This window comes from Streptomyces sp. NPDC026394, assembly GCF_055567735.1.
Window position 1 is genome coordinate 21,740 of sequence record NZ_JBVHPX010000024.1, and the last position, 14,387, is coordinate 36,126.

Here is a 14,387-nt window from a genome sequence, read left to right on the forward strand (position 1 = left end):
AAGAGACTGGATCGATGTATGTCGATACAAGGTTGCGCCTCGAATCGAAGTTCGTCAATATAGAAGCATGTCGAATCAAGAGCTCGGGCTGCTCGGCGAGGACGGCCTCACGGTGTGCTGCCCTGACCTGCTGACCACGCCACTGGACGAGGACCAGGCGGTGGAGCTGGCGAAGGTGTTCAAGGCGCTGGGAGACCCGGTGCGGCTGCGGCTGCTGTCGCTGATCGCCTCCCGTGCCGGTGGCGAGGTGTGCGTCTGCGACCTGATCCCGGCCTTCGACCTGTCCCAGCCGACGATCTCCCACCACCTGAAGCTGCTGCGGCAGGCCGGGCTGATCGACTGCGAACGCCGGGGCACCTGGGTCCACTACTGGCTCGTACCGGAGATGACCGACCGCCTCGCGGGCATCCTCACCCGCCCCGCCGGCGCCCCGCTGCCCGTCTCCGCCTGCCGGACCGACGCATGAGCGCCCCCGCCGCCCCCACCCCCGCCGCCGACACGGCACCGGTGGCGGCCCGACTGTCGTTCACCGACCGCTGGCTGGCAATGTGGATCATCGCCGCGATGGCCGCCGGCCTCGGTCTGGGCCGCCTCGTACCCGGCCTGGGGGACGTACTGGCGAAGATCACCGTCACCGGGGTCTCGCTGCCCATCGCGCTGGGGCTGCTGGTGATGATGTACCCGGTGCTGGCCAAGGTCCGCTACGACCGCCTGGGTACGGTCACCCGCGACCGCCGCCTGCTCGTCCCCTCCCTGGTGCTGAACTGGCTGGTCGGCCCGGCCCTGATGTTCGCCCTGGCCTGGCTCTTCCTGCCGGACCTGCCCGCGTACCGCACCGGTCTGATCATCGTCGGGCTGGCCCGCTGCATCGCCATGGTCATCATCTGGAACGACCTGGCCTGCGGCGACCGCGAGGCCGCCGCCGTCCTGGTCGCCCTCAACTCCGTCTTCCAGGTCCTGGCGTTCAGCCTGCTGGGCTGGTTCTATCTGTCCGTCCTGCCCGGCTGGCTCGGCCTGGAACAGACCGCGCTGGACGTGTCGGTGTGGGAGATCGCCCGCTCCGTGCTGATATTCCTCGGCATCCCGCTCGCCGCCGGATTCCTCACCCGCCGCCTGGGCGAACGGGCCAAGGGCCGCGTCTGGTACGAGACGAAGCTGATCCCCCGGATCGGACCGTTCGCCCTGTACGGGCTGCTGTTCACCATCGTGGTGCTCTTCGCCCTCCAGGGCGACGCCATCACCTCCCAGCCCCTGGACGTCGCCCGCATCGCCCTGCCGCTGCTGGTGTACTTCGCCCTCATGTGGGCCGGGTCCATGGCCCTGGGCCGCGCGGCCGGACTGGACTACCCGCGCGCCACCACCCTCGCCTTCACCGCGGCGGGCAACAACTTCGAACTGGCCATCGCGGTCGCCATCGCCACCTTCGGCGCCACCAGCGGCCAGGCCCTCGCCGGCGTCGTCGGCCCCCTCATCGAAGTGCCCGTCCTGATCGGCCTGGTCCACGTCGCCCTCGCCGCCCGCCGTTACTTCCCCGCGGCCGCATCCGCCCCTCTCCCGAAGGCCGAATCAGCCACCGTCACGGAAGGATCGACCCGTGCCTGACACCCGCGGCCCGGCGGACAGGCCGTCCGTACTGTTCGTCTGCGTCCACAACGCCGGGCGCTCCCAGATGGCCGCCGCCTTCCTCACCCACCTCGGTGCCGACCGTGTCGAGGTCCGCTCCGCGGGCTCCGCCCCCGCCGACGCCGTTCATCCCGCTGTCGTCGAAGCCATGCACGAGGTCGGCATCGACCTCTCCGCCGAGACGCCGAAGCTGCTCACCACCGAGGCGGTGGACCGCTCCGACATCGTGATCACCATGGGCTGCGGCGACGCCTGCCCGTACTTCCCCGGCAAGCAGTACCGCGACTGGCAGCTCGACGACCCCGCCGGACAAGGCATCACCGCCGTCCGCCCCCTCCGCGACACCATCGAGCAGCGCGTGCGCGCTCTGCTCGGCGAACTCGGCGTCGAGGCCGCCAGGGACCCGGTGCCCGACGCGCCGCGCATGGGTTAGCGTCCGGGCATGATCGCGATACGTGCTGCGGGGCCCGCGGACGCCGAAGAGATCGTCCGGTTGCGCCGGTTGATGTTCCGGGCCATGAACGGACGGGACGAGGGCGGGGCGTGGGAGCGGAACGCGATCGAGAGTGCGCGGCGACAGCTTTCGGAAGAGGTGCCGTCTCTTGTCGGGTTCGTCGTGGAGGCCGGTGACGGCGCCGGGCTGGCGGCGTGTGCGGTGGGGCGGGTCGAGGAGCGGCTGCCGGCTCCGGGGCATCCTTCGGGACTGTTCGGGTTCGTGTTCACCGTCTGCACCGATCCGGCGTACCAGGGGCGCGGTTACGCGAGGGCCACGACCGAGGCGCTGCTGGAGTGTTTCGCTGAGCGGGGTGTCTCGCGGGTGGATCTGCACGCCACGCCCGACGCCGAACGGCTCTACCGGAGCCTTGGATTCGCGGAGCACTCCACGCCGCTGTCCCTGGATGTGCGTTCCCGGGGGTGAGCGGGCCGACGGACGAGGGTGAGTTCCGTCGGGTTCCGGGTGGGCCGGGTCAGGATAGGTCGGGGTCAGGGCGCGGGGTCGACGAGGAAGGTCTGGCTCTCGCGTCCGGTGCACCGTTGCAGGGTCACCTCGGCCCCGGTGGCCGTCCGGGCGCCGCGCACGCCGAGGCACTGCCCGCCGTCGGCGCGGAAGATGTAGCGGGCGGTCTTCCCACCGTTCGCCTGCCGGGCCGTTCCGAACGGTTCGGAGCCGGAGCCAGGAACGGGGCCGGGGGCGAAGGCAGGCGCGGAGTCGGGGGCGGAGGCAGGCGCGGGCTCGATACGGAAGCTGCTGGCCTGGGCGCAGGACTCCCACGGTTCGAGCAGGCCGTCCGCCGTTCCGCCCGACAGGGCCTTCAGGCAGCCCCTTCCGCGCTGGGGTGTACCCACGCGATGCGGTAGGTGTCCGTACCCACCGGTTCGAGTTCGGTGCGCTGCGGCGCGACGCCCCCGCACGGCCGCTGCACCGCCACGAGGGAGGCGTACCGGCCGTCCTGGACGCGGCCGTCGGTCACGCACAGGGTGGGAGCCGCGGCCGGGCGGATCCGTATCCAGCCGGCGGGCACCGCGGCGTTCCGGGACGGGGCTTCGGGCTGCGGAGCCGGATCGGAGGGCGGGTTGCCGGAGGTCGGGGTGCCGGAGGTCGCCATCCAGGCGGCGGTGGCCAGGGCGAGAGCGATCGCCGACACGATCAGGAGAGGCGCGCGCCGGGTGCTGCGGGTCCTGGTGGGGTGGGACGGCGGCGAGGGCCGGGCGTCGGTTCCGATTGTGGGTGCGGACGCTGCGGCGTCCTCGGGCGCCGCAGCGGCACGGGGCGGCGTCTGTTCCGTCGCGGCCGACTCCACCGGGGCGGGTTCCGTTTTCGCCGTGCGGGCCTTGGCGGCGACACCCGCGCGGGCGTCGCCGCCAAGCCGTGGCCCGGTCGCCGCTCTCGCCGCAGGCGCGTACGAAGACGGACAGGATTTCCGGGCGGGGCAGACGTCTGCCGCTCAGGACGTCCGCGAGAGTGCTGCGGGCCAGCACTTCGCCCTGTTCGGCGGCGCGCTGTTCGAACTGCCGGTACGTCAGCCCCCGGCGCTCCTTCAGTTCCCGCAGCATCGCGAGAAATTCGGCCACGTCACGGGCCTCGGCCGGGTCCGTGTTCCCCCTGGTGTCCATGGCGCGAATGATCGGGGTGACGCCTCCCGTACGGCTACAGGAGATTCCGCCAAGGCTGCGCACTTCCGGACAGCAACAGGGCAGAATCCGGACCGCGACCGGACTCAAACCGGACGCACCCGGAATCTTCCGGACAGCGCGCCGACCAGCCCGGACCCGCGACAACGCCCCCTCGGACGCCCCGGACACCCGGACGCCCCGTACACTCGGACGCCCCGGACACCGGGACGCTCCGGACAGACCGCAAGCGACGCCGGACAGCCGACACTCAGCCACCGTCCCCTCCGGACGCGGCACCGATCGCCCCGACCGCACCCCGCCCCAGGTGACATTTTCGGACAGCGAGCAGTCGCCCTACTCCCCCGGCACCGTCCCCAGCCCGTCAAGAACGGTCGCACCAGGCAGTTCGGCCAGGGCCTTGCCCGGCACGACGAGCTTGCCGCGCCGGCTGCCGCTGCCGATCAGCACGTACGGGGTGTCCGCCACGGCCGCGTCCAGGAGCAGCGGCCAGCTTTCGGGGAGCCCGATCGGGGTGATGCCGCCGTACTCCATGCCGCTCTCGCCGACCGCGGTGTCCATGGGGGCGAAGGACGCCTTGCGGGCGCCCAACTCGCGCCGTACGGCTCCGTTCACATCGACCCGGGTGTGCGAGAGGACCACGCAGGCGGCGAGCGTGACGGCGCCGCCGCGCTTGCCCGCCACGACGACGCAGTTCGCCGACTGCTCCAGGAGCCAGGGGCCGTGCTGCTCGACCAGGACAGCGGTGTCCGCGATCGCGGGGTCGGTGTCCACGTAGTGGAACTGTTCGACGGGCACGGTCCCCCGCCAGCCGCGGATCGCGGCGGCGACCGGGCCGGGCAGCAGGTCCAGACAGTCGAGGGCAGGGCGTACGTCGTCGAAGGCGTCCATGGGCTCGGGCATGGCGCCAAGCTAACAGTCCGGCCGGACCATACGGCGTGCCGTCTCAGCGGGCGGGCGGGGGCGGGCCGGCGCCGGGGTGCGCGGTGCCGTCGTCTTCACAAGCCGCCGGGTCGTCGTCGCAAGCGGCCGGGACGTCGTCACCGGCGGCCGGGACGCCGTCACCCGCGGCCGGCCGGTGCCGTTCGATGAGCGTACGGGCCATGTCCTGGGCCCGCCGGGCGGCCTCGGTGTCCCCCTCGGCCGCCGAGATGATCGCCCCCTTCATGAGGATGTGCCAGGACCGGGCGAAGTTCTCGGTGTCCCGGAGCCCGGCCTCCTCGGCCAGGGACCGCACGATGGCGCGGATGTTCTCCAGGTGGACGATGCTCGCCTTCCCCAGCGGGTGCTCCCAGCCCATCTCCAGCAGGACGTTGATGAAGGTGCAGGCGTCGAAGTCGGGCCGGCGGAACCACTCGTCGAACACGTCGAAGACGGCGAGGAGCCGCTCCTCCGGGTCCGCGCCCAGCCGCCGTGCCCCGGCCTCCACGTAGCCGCGGGTCCAGCGCTCCTCACGGCGTTCGAGGAACGCCAGCACCAGAGTGTCCTTGGAGGGGAAGTTGCGGTAGAGCGTGGCCTTGGCCACACGGGAGCGGGCGATCACCTCGTCGACGCCGACCGCGCGGATCCCGCGCCGGGAGAACAGCTCGTAGGCCGTCTCCAGGATGCGCTCACGCGCCTGGGCGGGCGGACGGACTGCCGGCACCGTCGATCCGACGGCCGTCGCGTCCCCTGGAGCCATCGTGTCCCCCTGACAACGTGGTGATGATTGTGGACAGGCTCGTCCGACCCTGACACGGTAAAGGCATGGCCCCTGAGACAGAACTGTCTGGCCCGGACTTCCTGAACATCTTGACGGTCCGCACCCGTCTGCACGGCGATCGGGCCGTGCTCAGCCCGAGAGGAGAGATCGACTGCGTTTCCGTACGCCTGCTCGACCAGGCTCTGGCCGGTCTGCCGTCCATGACCAGCAGTGTCACCCTGGACATCGCGGAGGTCACCTTCATGGACTCGGCGGGTCTGCACTTCGTGGAGCGCCTGCACGCCTTCGGCCACCGGCGCCACATCCTGGCCCGCACCCGTAACTGGGGCAGCCAGCCGAGCCGGCTGCGGGAAGTCGCCCGCCGCTCCTGACACACCGTACGGCCGGGGTGGCCACGACGGGCGCCGGCGGCTGGCGTCCGCGCATGGCAGGAGCCCGGGCAGTCTTCGATCCCTGGTCGCCGGATTCCGTCGCCGACCCGTACCCCGCCTACGCCGAGCTGCGGGCCCGCGGCCGGGTGCGGCACTTCGCACCCTCCGACCAGTGGCTCGTCCCGCACCATACGGACGTCTCGGCCCTGCTCCGCGACCGCCGACTGGGCCGTACCTCCCGGCACCGCTTCACCCACGAGGAGTTCGGGCGCACCGCACCGCCGCCGGAGCACGAGCCGTTCCACGTCCTCAACGACAACGGGATGCTCGACCTGGAGGCGCCCGCCCACACCCGTATCCGCCGCCTGGTCGCTAAGGCGTTCACGCCCTGTACGTCGAGCGGCTCCGGCCGTTCGTCGAGGGCTTGGCGGACCGGCTGGTCCGGGACCTGGTCGCGGACGGCGGCGGAGACCTCGCGGCGCGGGTCGCGGAACCGCTGCCGGTCGCGGTGATCGCCGAGATGCTCGGTGTGCCGGAAGCGGACCGGCATCTGCTGCGGCCGTGGTCGGCCGCGATCTGCGGCATGTACGAGCTGAACCCGTCCGCCGGTACGGCAGGGCGGGCGCCGCTTCCCGTGAGTTCTCCGACTACCTGCGCACGTTGATCGCCGCCCGGCGGGCGGTGCCGGGGGACGACCTCGTCTCCGGGCTGATCGCCGCGTACGACGAGGGCGAGTCGCTCATCGAGCAGGAGATGGTCTCCACCTGCGCCCTGCTGCTGAACGCCGGTCACGAGGCGAACGTCAACGCCACGGCCAACGACTGGTAGGCGCTCTTCCGCCACCCGGCGCAGCTCGCGGCCCTGCGCGCGGACCCGGCCGGGCCGCTGCCCACGGCCGTGGGGGAACTGCTGCGCTACAACACGCCGCTTCGGCTCTTCGAGCGCTGGGTGCTGGGTGCTGGACGACATCGAGATCGACGGCACGGTCGTCCCGCGCGGCAGCGAAGTGGCGCTGCTCTTCGGGTCGGCCAACCGCGATCCGGCGGTCTTCGCCCGGCCGGACGAGCTGGACCTCACCCGCAAGGACAATCCGCACATCTCCTTCAGCACCGGCATCCACTACTGCATCGGCGCTCCCCTGGCCCGCCTCGCTCACGGCGTTGCAGCGCAGGGCTCCGTCGCTACGGCTGGCCGCCGTCCCGGAACGCAAGCCGAACTTCGTGATCCGGTGGCTGCGCGACCTGCTGGTCGAGGTGTGACGGAACGCGTCGGCGGCGGCCGGCCCGGCGCGGCCGGTGAAGCCGACCGTCACCTCGTCACCGTGCCGTTCCAGCAGGGCGCGGTAGGCGGGAGCGGCAGTGGTGGGCGGGCCGGGGCCGCCGGACCTGTGCGGGTCGGGAACCGGACGGTATCGGGTGTCACGCGCGTCCCACCTCGTCCAGGGCGCCGTTCAGGAGTCCTGCGCCGTGATGTCGAGCCGGTGACCGAAGCCGCGTACGGTCGTGATGCTCGGTGTACGGACGCCGGCGGCCGAGAGTTCGCGGCCCCGATCGGCCCACCGTGGGCCCGTACCTGCCGGGCGTCGGGCGCGTCCGCCACGGTGAAGCCCTCAGGCGTCGCCCGCGGCGGTTCGGAGCATGACGGCAACGGTGGACCGATGGTGTCGGCCGCGTTGATGCGGCGTTGCTCCGACGTCGATGCCCCGGCCAACGGAGCCTGCTTGACTGGGCGTTGGGCCTGAACTGCTCCGTGACGCAGTACTTCGTGCCGGACAAGGGGACACCGTGGAAGGCTCCGAGGCGAACACATGCCGGTTCCGCCACCGTCTGGCGGACCTGGCCGGCGGCCCCCCGCGCGCCCGCGCCGGCATCCCCGGCATCCTCGACACCCTGACCCGCGTCTCGCGGCGGAGCCGTCCCGAAGGTCCGTGCGTGGTCTCCTTCCACACCGGCCGCGGCCCGCAGTGCCCCGACTTGGCACCCACGCACACCTGGTGGCCGCCCTCCGCCCCCGCGGCCCAGGACGCCGGGTTCCGCGCGGTGCGGAGGGCGATGCGGCTGCGGGGCGGGACGATCGGCATGACCGGCGGCCCTTCCGGTACGGAACCGCGCGCGGCGCCGGCCGGTCAGGGCTCCGGTGATCCGTCCGGCCTCCCGCCCGGACGCCGCCGACGCGGCCCCCCGCACGACCCTTCCCAGGAGCGCTTCGATGCCTGACCTCATCGGTCCTCCCTCCGGCGACGTCCCGTCCGGCGACCCTTCGTCCGGGGAGAAGGCACGGGCTCTCGGCGCGGCCCTCGCGGACCTGACCGACATCCGCGCCGGAACCACACCCGCCATGCTCACCCGGCGTCTGGTCACGTACTGTGTCGACCTGCTGCCCGTCGACGCCGCCGGCGTCATGCTCCTGGATCCGGCCGCCCCCGGTGCCCCGGTCGCCGAGACGGGTGTCCGGCCCGCCGGGAGCCGCGTCGACGTGGCCGCGAGCTCCGACGAGGCCCTCCGCGAGGTGGAGCTGTACGAGGCCGGCACCGGGCGGGGCCCGTGCGTCGAGGCCCTGTTCACCGGCCGCTCGTGCGGCGTCGCGGACTTCACCGTGGCGGGCGCACGCTGGCCCGGCCTCGCGCCGCGGGTGCTGGCCGCGGGCTACCAGGCCATGTGGGCCCAGCCGATGCGCCATCTCGAACACTCCGTCGGCGCCGTCAACCTCTACCGCCGCACCACCGGGCTCCTGCCCCCGCACCAGCAGGAACGTGCGCGGAAACTGGCCCACGCGGCCACCATCGGCCTGCTGCTGTTCTGGGCCCGGCGACTGCGGGCCGAGCATCTGCGGCGGGACCTCACCGCCCGTGTCGCCACCGAGCAGGCCAAGGGCATCCTCGCCCAGCGTCTCGGCCTGTCCCCGGAGGCCGCCTTCGAGGCGCTGACCGCCCAGGCCCTCCGGCACCACTCCCCCCTGCCCGACCTCGCCCGCGCCCTCACCGAAGAGCCCCAGGGGCCGTGGCCCCCACCGGCCCCGGACGACCGGCCGCGGTGATCCGGCCCGTGCCGGGACGCGCGTCCGCATCGCAGCCTCGTGTCCGTACCGGAGCGCGTGTCCGTACGGGCAAGCGGCCGCCCTATCCGGTTCCGCCGCTCACCGCCTCCTCCGGTACGTACACCACCCACACCTGGCCCGCCGCGAAGTTGAGCGGTCTGCCAGACGCCGTGGTGAAGTCCGTGCCGCTGTCGGGGGTCGGCCGCGACCAGTGGGCCTCGTACGCCTTGCCGTCCCGCAGCACCCGCGCCGGCCCGGAACCGGTGGACTCGGTGTACGGGGAGTAGGCGCCCCAGCGGTCGTGGTAGCGCGAGGGACGGATCCGTACGCCCTGGACGACGACGGTGGGGGCCACGAGCCGCTGCCCGGAGGCGGTCTCGGCCGGGGCGCCGTCCATCGACACCAGCCAGCCGCGCCGCTCCGCAGACCAGTCGAAGGAGAAGCGGGCGGCCGGGTAACGGGCGGTGTACGAGGCGGTGTTGCGTCCGCCCGACGGCGCGGCGCCGAAACGGAAGCCGATGTCCTGGACGGTGCTCGCGCCGGAAGCCGCCTTGAGGGCGCGTTCGGGGCGCAGGTAGAGGTTGTGCGGCGCCGCGCGGTCACGGCCCCGGAAATACGCTTCGGCGGTCTTCCCCGGAGGCTGCGGGTACAACGGGGCCGCCTCGACGACGGGCTCCAGCTTCGCCTGCGTGCCGGAGTAGGCGAAGGCGGGGCGGCCGAACTGGCGCAGCAGTTCCAGATCCGACTCGCGGGCGCTGCGTACGGGACCGACGGCCTGCGGCAGCCGGGAGGAGTAGACGGCCAGCAGCCGCGACAGCCCCGACTCGACCCGTTCCACGTAGACGATGTCGGCGGCGTCGAGGCCCGTCTGAGGGCGCGCGGCACGTACGTTGTCGATCTTCACGGCGAGCACCGGGGCGGCCCGCGCCGCCTTCCCCGTGAACGGCGAACGCCCGTCGGACGCCCCGCCCTGCTGGCAGCCGCTCGACACGCCTGCCAGCAGGAGACACACCAGCGCCACTCCCGCCGGCGCCTTGCGTTGTCCCGTCAGCGCCGTACGTCTACCCGCCAGCGCCGTACGTCTTCCCGTCGGCCCCGTACGCTTCCTCGCTCGCACCGCCGTCCTCCCGTCAGTGGCGCCCCGTCCGTCGAGAACACCACAGGAACGGCCGTGTGGCGAGAGGGCGCAGGCGGCCAGGGGCCTCGGCGCGGTGCCGGGTCGCCGAGGCCCATTGCGGTCCCGGAGGCCCCGGGCGGCCCGGTACGCACCGCGCCGCGGCGTGGTGGCATCCTGACGGCGTGAACCGACCCGAGATCCACTGCACCGTCGCCCCCGAGCTGCGGCTCTTCGTCCCCGCCGGCCGGCGCCAGGGCCGTACCGCCCTGCGCACCGACGGGACCTCCACCCTCGGACACGTCGTGGAATCGCTCGGTGTCCCGCTCACCGAGGTGGGCCGCCTGCTCGTGGACGGGCAGGAGGTGCCGGTGTCCCACGTCCCGCGCGACGGTGAGTCGGTCGAGGTGTGCGCGGTCGGACGGCCGCAGGAGGTGCCGGGCGCGCCGCTGCGGTTCCTGCTCGACGTGCACCTGGGGACCCTCGCGCGGCGGCTGCGGCTGCTGGGTGTGGACGCGGCGTACGAGAGCGAGGACATCGGCGACCCGGCCCTGGCCGCGCGGTCTGCCGCCGAGCGGCGGGTGCTGCTGTCCCGGGACCGGGGCCTGCTGCGACGGCGTGAGAACTGGGCGGGGGCGTACGTCTACAGCGACCGCCCCGACGAACAACTGCGCGACGTGCTGGGCCGCTTCGCGCCGGAGCTCGCGCCGTGGACCCGCTGCACCGCCTGCAACGGTCTGCTGAAGGAGGCGGCGAAGGGGACCGTCGAGGAGCGGCTGGAGGGCGGTACGCGGCGTACGTACGACGTGTTCGCCCAGTGCACCGTCTGCGACCGGGTGTACTGGCACGGCGCGCACCACGCGCGCCTGGAGGCCGTCGTCGACGCGGCGGTACGTGAGTTCGGCGGCGCCGCGGCCGCGACCGGTACCGCCGCGCCCCGGGACGGCTCTGCCGCGCAGGGGTGAGACAGGGGACGCGAGCCGCCCCCACGCCCTCAGGAAGCGTCGGCGGCCGCCCCCGGCACCGCCGTGCCGCGCCCGGCTACCAGCGTGCCGTGCCCCGGCTCCACCGGCGGCGCGCCGTCCGCCCCCGCCTCCAGCGCGGCCAGGGCCATCAGTTCCCTGGACGTCACCCCCTCGGGCACCGGCACCGGCGCCGGAGTGCGCAGCGGCGGCTGCCACCCCGCCTCCGGGTCCCAGGAGCGGACCACCTTGGCGGGCGCCCCGGCCACCACCGCGTGGTCCGGCACCTCGCCCCGTACGACCGCCCCGGCCGCGACCACCACGTTGCGGCCCAGCCGGGCGCCCGGCAGTATCACCGCCCCGGTCCCCACCCAGCCGCCCGGGCCGATCGAGACGGGCTCGCTGCGCGGCCACTGCTTGCCGACCGGCAGTTCCGGGTCGTCGTAGCTGTGGTTGGTGGTCGTGACGTACACGCCGGGGCCGAAGAAGCAGTCGTCGCCGATGGTCAGCCGGACGTCGGCGATCACATGGCTGCCGCGGCCCAGGACGACGCCGTTGCCGAGGGTGAGGATCGGGTCGGCGCCGAGGTCGAGGTCGGGCATCATCCCGGCGGTCAGCGTCACGTCCTGGGCGATGATGCAGTGGTCGCCGATCTCGATCCACGGGTCGCCGAAGACGGTGCCCTGCGGGAAGGCCAGCCGGGCGCCCGCCCCCAGCCGGCGGAACCGGTACGGTCCCGGGCGCTCGGCGGTGACGGCGCCCGCCTCCCGTACCCAGCGCGCTCCGCGGTGCACCGCGCGGGACACCGTCCGGCGGCGCCAGGCCGCCACGGATGAGAACACGTTCTTCTTCGGCACCCGCTCACCGTACTCAGGCCGGTGCGCCGACCGCCCCGCCGTCCCCTGTGATCTTCACCCCACCCCCGCCGGGCGTCGTCCGGCCGGGCCCCGGGCGCCGACGGGACAGTGCCCGGCGGCCCGCCTATCGTTGGGACATGGAACCGGCCGCGCAGGCTGTCGACGGCCGTCGGGAGTCCGCCGAGGAACGGGCCGACCGGCGGTGGAACGAGCTGCTGCAAGAGGTCCGGGTGGCCCAGACCGGCGTGCAGATCCTCTTCGGCTTCCTGCTCACCGTCGTCTTCACCCCCCGCTTCGCCTCCCTCGAACCGGCCGACAAGGCGATCTACGTGGTGACGCTGTGCCTGGGCGCGGCCGCCAACGGCGCCCTCATCGGGCCGGTCGCTTTCCACCGGCTCGTCACCGGGCTGCACCTGAAGGCGCAGACGGTCACCTGGGCGTCCCGGCTGACCATCGTCGGCATCGTGCTGCTGCTCGCCACGATCATCTCGGCGTTCCTGCTCATCCTGCGCATCGCGCTGCACGACAGCGCCGTCCCGTGGATCGTCTCGGGTCTGGTCGCGTGGTTCCTGCTGTGCTGGTTCGCGCTGCCCGCATGGGCACGGCGCCGGTACGCGCGCGACAGGTGAACGCCGCCGTGCGGCGCCGTACCTCCGCTCCGTGTCGAACGGCGGGGCGCGGGCACCCGGGGTACGGTCCACACCACAGGTGACCGGAGCACCACGGTGTGTTCCCACCCTGTCGATCCCCCGAGGAGCTGCCATGATCCGCGCCCTGGCGTTCGTCTGCACCCTGAACCCGTCCCCCACCGACTCCAGCAGCCAGCTTCTGGCGGACCAGGTGCTGGCCGAACTGGGCGACCTCGGGGTGCAGTGCGAGTCGGTACGCGTCGCCGACCACGACATCCGCCCCGGCGTCGCCACCGACATGGGCGACGGCGACGCGTGGCCGGGCTTGCGCGAGAAGCTGCTGGCGGCCGACATCGTGCTGCTGGCCACCCCGATCTGGCTCGGTCACCCGTCCAGCCTGTGCCAGCGGGTGCTGGAGCGGATGAACGCCGACATCGCCGAGACGGACGAGCAGGGGCGGCAGCTGATGTACGGCAAGGTCGGCGCCGTGGCCGTCGTCGGCAACGAGGACGGCGCGCACAAGGTGAGCGCCGACCTGTTCCAGGGCCTCAACGACCTCGGCGTCTCCCTCGCGCCCAACGCCGTCACGTACTGGGTGGGCGAGGCGCAGCACGGCACGGACTACCAGGACTTGGACGAACGGCCGAAGAACGTGGCTGCCACGACGCGCACGCTGGCGGTGAACGCCGTGCACCTGGTGCGGCTGCTCCGCCAGTACGCCTACCCGCCGTCGTCCTCCTGAGAGACCGGCCGGCGGGCCGGCGGCCCCTGCTGTGCGCTAATTGCCGCGCCTGCTGCGTCGTAGGGGCCCCAGTACGGCGCCCACCGCCGCTCCCGCCGCGGCCGAGGCGGCCGCCACGAGTACGGGGTGCCGCGCGAGGGCCGCCTGGGGCGAGCGCGGGTGGGAGGTGTCGTCGAAGACACCGTGTGCGCCGTGGTCGACACCGTCAGATCCGTCCGCCGGCTGCCACAGGTTCTGCGGCCGGTGGGCTTCCGCCTGCTGCTCCGTCTGCTGCGAGGCGTACCCCGTACGGGCGAGATAGCGGTCCAGGAGCGCGGGCGCGACCCGGTTGCCCAGGACGGCCGCCACCGTGGAAAGGCCGACGTAGTACTGCTTGCGCCGGGGATGGTCCGCCGCGTGCAGCACGGCACGGGCGGCGACCTCCGGCTGGTAGACCGGCGCGACCGGTCGGGGAGTCTTCGGCAGCCGGGACAGCACCCAGTCGAACTGCGGCGTGTTGACGGCCGGCATCTGGACGACGGTGACCGCGACCCGGCTGCCCTGGTGCAGCAGTTCGGTGCGGACGCTGGACGTGAAGCCGTTGATGGCGTGCTTGGCGCCGCAGTACACCGACTGAAGGGGTACGGAGCGGAAGCCGAGGGCGGAGCCGACCTGCACGATCGCGCCCGCGTCCCGCGGCAGCATCCGCCGCAGCGCGGCCCGTGTGCCGTTGACGAACCCCAGGTACGTCACCTCGGTGGCGCGCCGGTACTCCTCCGCGTCGACCTCCGTGAACGGCGCGAACACCGTACTGAAGGCGTCGTTGACCCATACGTCGATCGGCCCGAAGGCGTCCTCCGCCGCCTGGGCCGCCGCTTCGACCTGGTCCGCGTCGGCCACGTCGGCGGGCAGCACCAGCGCCCGGCCGCCCCGCTCCTCGACCTCGGCCGCCGCCGCGTCGAGTCCGGTGCGGCCGCGGGCGACCAGGGCGACGTTGGCGCCCTGCGCGGCGAAGAGCCGGGCGGTCGCGCGGCCGATGCCGGCGCTGGCGCCGGTGATGACGACGGTCCGCGGTCCGGGCCGGTGCCGACGGCTCACCGGGCACCGCGCGAGGCGCCGCCGAAGAGGCGGGCGAGGGCGCGGAAGGGCAGGGTGACGACGGAGGCGAGCGTGCTCCCGATGGCGCGGAACACGTCGGCGATGGCGCTGAGCATGGGAACCTCCCTGGTCGGACGACCG

Annotated in this window: 18 protein-coding genes and 2 pseudogenes; 11 read left to right on the top strand and 9 right to left on the bottom strand. The window is 73.3% G+C overall.

The features are described from left to right. Positions 1 to 67 precede the first annotated feature (67 nt). The 4 genes from ACZ4QV_RS35325 to ACZ4QV_RS35340 are packed head-to-tail and all read left to right on the top strand — an operon-like array spanning position 68 to position 2,542. Positions 68 to 466: an ArsR/SmtB family transcription factor gene (locus ACZ4QV_RS35325; protein ID WP_361158499.1), complete on the top strand. Its 399-nt coding sequence runs from the start codon at positions 68 to 70 to the stop codon at positions 464 to 466. Continuing rightward, entirely contained in the window at positions 463 to 1,602 is a 1,140-nt protein-coding gene (gene arsB, locus ACZ4QV_RS35330) for an ACR3 family arsenite efflux transporter (protein ID WP_361589745.1), read from the top strand. The genes ACZ4QV_RS35325 and arsB overlap by 4 nt, the downstream gene beginning before the upstream one ends. Continuing rightward, positions 1,595 to 2,056, top strand: coding sequence for an arsenate reductase ArsC (locus ACZ4QV_RS35335; RefSeq protein ID WP_361158493.1), 462 nt, complete (start codon positions 1,595 to 1,597; stop codon positions 2,054 to 2,056). The genes arsB and ACZ4QV_RS35335 overlap by 8 nt, the downstream gene beginning before the upstream one ends. A gap of 9 nt (positions 2,057 to 2,065) precedes the next feature. Beyond that, positions 2,066 to 2,542: a GNAT family N-acetyltransferase gene (locus ACZ4QV_RS35340; protein ID WP_361158490.1), complete on the top strand. Its 477-nt coding sequence runs from the start codon at positions 2,066 to 2,068 to the stop codon at positions 2,540 to 2,542. A gap of 65 nt (positions 2,543 to 2,607) precedes the next feature. Here the strand turns inward: ACZ4QV_RS35340 and ACZ4QV_RS35345 are convergent, their stop codons facing one another. The 5 genes and pseudogenes from ACZ4QV_RS35345 to ACZ4QV_RS35365 all read right to left on the bottom strand — a co-directional run bounded on the left by ACZ4QV_RS35345 (position 2,608) and on the right by ACZ4QV_RS35365 (position 5,401). Then, complete coding sequence (locus ACZ4QV_RS35345) at positions 2,608 to 2,970, bottom strand: RICIN domain-containing protein (protein ID WP_361158580.1); 363 nt, start codon at positions 2,968 to 2,970, stop codon at positions 2,608 to 2,610. Beyond that, entirely contained in the window at positions 2,937 to 3,269 is a 333-nt protein-coding gene (locus ACZ4QV_RS35350) for a hypothetical protein (RefSeq protein WP_361158577.1), read from the bottom strand. Before ACZ4QV_RS35350 ends, ACZ4QV_RS35345 begins: the two co-directional genes overlap by 34 nt. Positions 3,270 to 3,507: 238 nt before the next feature. After that, positions 3,508 to 3,738, bottom strand: a pseudogene (locus tag ACZ4QV_RS35355) (helix-turn-helix domain-containing protein); the annotation flags it as partial. A 354-nt stretch (positions 3,739 to 4,092) separates the two neighbouring features. Further along, the gene (locus tag ACZ4QV_RS35360) at positions 4,093 to 4,659 is read right to left on the bottom strand and encodes a YbaK/EbsC family protein (RefSeq protein ID WP_361617701.1); all 567 of its coding nucleotides are present in this window, start codon (positions 4,657 to 4,659) and stop codon (positions 4,093 to 4,095) included. Between the two features lie 43 nt (positions 4,660 to 4,702). Continuing rightward, complete coding sequence (locus ACZ4QV_RS35365) at positions 4,703 to 5,401, bottom strand: TetR/AcrR family transcriptional regulator (RefSeq protein ID WP_467763987.1); 699 nt, start codon at positions 5,399 to 5,401, stop codon at positions 4,703 to 4,705. 101 nt (positions 5,402 to 5,502) lie between these two features. Between ACZ4QV_RS35365 and ACZ4QV_RS35370 the strand changes: the two genes are divergently transcribed. The 4 genes and pseudogenes from ACZ4QV_RS35370 to ACZ4QV_RS35385 all read left to right on the top strand — a co-directional run bounded on the left by ACZ4QV_RS35370 (position 5,503) and on the right by ACZ4QV_RS35385 (position 8,865). Continuing rightward, positions 5,503 to 5,829, top strand: a complete 327-nt coding sequence (locus ACZ4QV_RS35370) for an STAS domain-containing protein (RefSeq protein ID WP_361158481.1) — start codon at positions 5,503 to 5,505, stop codon at positions 5,827 to 5,829. Between the two features lie 53 nt (positions 5,830 to 5,882). Next, positions 5,883 to 7,088 (top strand): annotated as a pseudogene (locus ACZ4QV_RS35375) (cytochrome P450). Between the two features lie 525 nt (positions 7,089 to 7,613). Beyond that, positions 7,614 to 8,045: a hypothetical protein gene (locus ACZ4QV_RS35380; RefSeq protein WP_467763988.1), complete on the top strand. Its 432-nt coding sequence runs from the start codon at positions 7,614 to 7,616 to the stop codon at positions 8,043 to 8,045. Beyond that, complete coding sequence (locus ACZ4QV_RS35385) at positions 8,038 to 8,865, top strand: ANTAR domain-containing protein (RefSeq protein WP_361158475.1); 828 nt, start codon at positions 8,038 to 8,040, stop codon at positions 8,863 to 8,865. Before ACZ4QV_RS35380 ends, ACZ4QV_RS35385 begins: the two co-directional genes overlap by 8 nt. Before the next feature lie 82 nt (positions 8,866 to 8,947). Here ACZ4QV_RS35385 and ACZ4QV_RS35390 read toward each other — a convergent pair whose 3' ends face one another. Continuing rightward, positions 8,948 to 9,886 (bottom strand): DUF3048 domain-containing protein, encoded by a 939-nt coding sequence (locus ACZ4QV_RS35390; RefSeq protein WP_467763989.1) that lies wholly within the window; start codon positions 9,884 to 9,886, stop codon positions 8,948 to 8,950. Between the two features lie 278 nt (positions 9,887 to 10,164). On the opposite strand from ACZ4QV_RS35390, the gene ACZ4QV_RS35395 reads away from it, so the two are divergent. Continuing rightward, entirely contained in the window at positions 10,165 to 10,944 is a 780-nt protein-coding gene (locus ACZ4QV_RS35395; protein ID WP_361158472.1) for a Mut7-C RNAse domain-containing protein, read from the top strand. Positions 10,945 to 10,973: 29 nt separating this feature from the next. Here ACZ4QV_RS35395 and ACZ4QV_RS35400 read toward each other — a convergent pair whose 3' ends face one another. Further along, complete coding sequence (locus ACZ4QV_RS35400) at positions 10,974 to 11,798, bottom strand: acyltransferase (RefSeq protein WP_361639691.1); 825 nt, start codon at positions 11,796 to 11,798, stop codon at positions 10,974 to 10,976. 137 nt (positions 11,799 to 11,935) lie between these two features. On the opposite strand from ACZ4QV_RS35400, the gene ACZ4QV_RS35405 reads away from it, so the two are divergent. Both ACZ4QV_RS35405 and ACZ4QV_RS35410 read left to right on the top strand, forming a co-directional pair. Continuing rightward, positions 11,936 to 12,427, top strand: coding sequence for a DUF6328 family protein (locus ACZ4QV_RS35405; RefSeq protein WP_361158466.1), 492 nt, complete (start codon positions 11,936 to 11,938; stop codon positions 12,425 to 12,427). 133 nt (positions 12,428 to 12,560) lie between these two features. Beyond that, positions 12,561 to 13,169, top strand: a complete 609-nt coding sequence (locus ACZ4QV_RS35410; protein ID WP_361158462.1) for a flavodoxin family protein — start codon at positions 12,561 to 12,563, stop codon at positions 13,167 to 13,169. Positions 13,170 to 13,205: 36 nt separating this feature from the next. Here the strand turns inward: ACZ4QV_RS35410 and ACZ4QV_RS35415 are convergent, their stop codons facing one another. Together ACZ4QV_RS35415 and ACZ4QV_RS35420 are read right to left on the bottom strand one after the other, a co-directional pair. Further along, entirely contained in the window at positions 13,206 to 14,246 is a 1,041-nt protein-coding gene (locus tag ACZ4QV_RS35415) for an SDR family oxidoreductase (protein WP_361639689.1), read from the bottom strand. Further along, the gene (locus ACZ4QV_RS35420; protein WP_275126499.1) at positions 14,243 to 14,362 is read right to left on the bottom strand and encodes an LPFR motif small protein; all 120 of its coding nucleotides are present in this window, start codon (positions 14,360 to 14,362) and stop codon (positions 14,243 to 14,245) included. Before ACZ4QV_RS35420 ends, ACZ4QV_RS35415 begins: the two co-directional genes overlap by 4 nt. Between the last annotated feature and the right edge of the window lie 25 nt (positions 14,363 to 14,387).

Excerpts from the sequence above, each read along its gene's own strand:
- ACZ4QV_RS35325 (WP_361158499.1), top strand. The coding sequence starts at position 68 with ATGTCGAATCAAGAGCTCGGGCTGCTCGGCGAGGACGGCCTCACGGTG.
- arsB (WP_361589745.1), top strand. The coding sequence starts at position 463 with ATGAGCGCCCCCGCCGCCCCCACCCCCGCCGCCGACACGGCACCGGTG.
- ACZ4QV_RS35340 (WP_361158490.1), top strand. The coding sequence starts at position 2,066 with ATGATCGCGATACGTGCTGCGGGGCCCGCGGACGCCGAAGAGATCGTC.
- ACZ4QV_RS35360 (WP_361617701.1), bottom strand. The coding sequence starts at position 4,659 with ATGCCCGAGCCCATGGACGCCTTCGACGACGTACGCCCTGCCCTCGAC.
- ACZ4QV_RS35370 (WP_361158481.1), top strand. The coding sequence starts at position 5,503 with ATGGCCCCTGAGACAGAACTGTCTGGCCCGGACTTCCTGAACATCTTG.
- ACZ4QV_RS35385 (WP_361158475.1), top strand. The coding sequence starts at position 8,038 with ATGCCTGACCTCATCGGTCCTCCCTCCGGCGACGTCCCGTCCGGCGAC.
- ACZ4QV_RS35405 (WP_361158466.1), top strand. The coding sequence starts at position 11,936 with ATGGAACCGGCCGCGCAGGCTGTCGACGGCCGTCGGGAGTCCGCCGAG.
- ACZ4QV_RS35410 (WP_361158462.1), top strand. The coding sequence starts at position 12,561 with ATGATCCGCGCCCTGGCGTTCGTCTGCACCCTGAACCCGTCCCCCACC.
- ACZ4QV_RS35420 (WP_275126499.1), bottom strand. The coding sequence starts at position 14,362 with ATGCTCAGCGCCATCGCCGACGTGTTCCGCGCCATCGGGAGCACGCTC.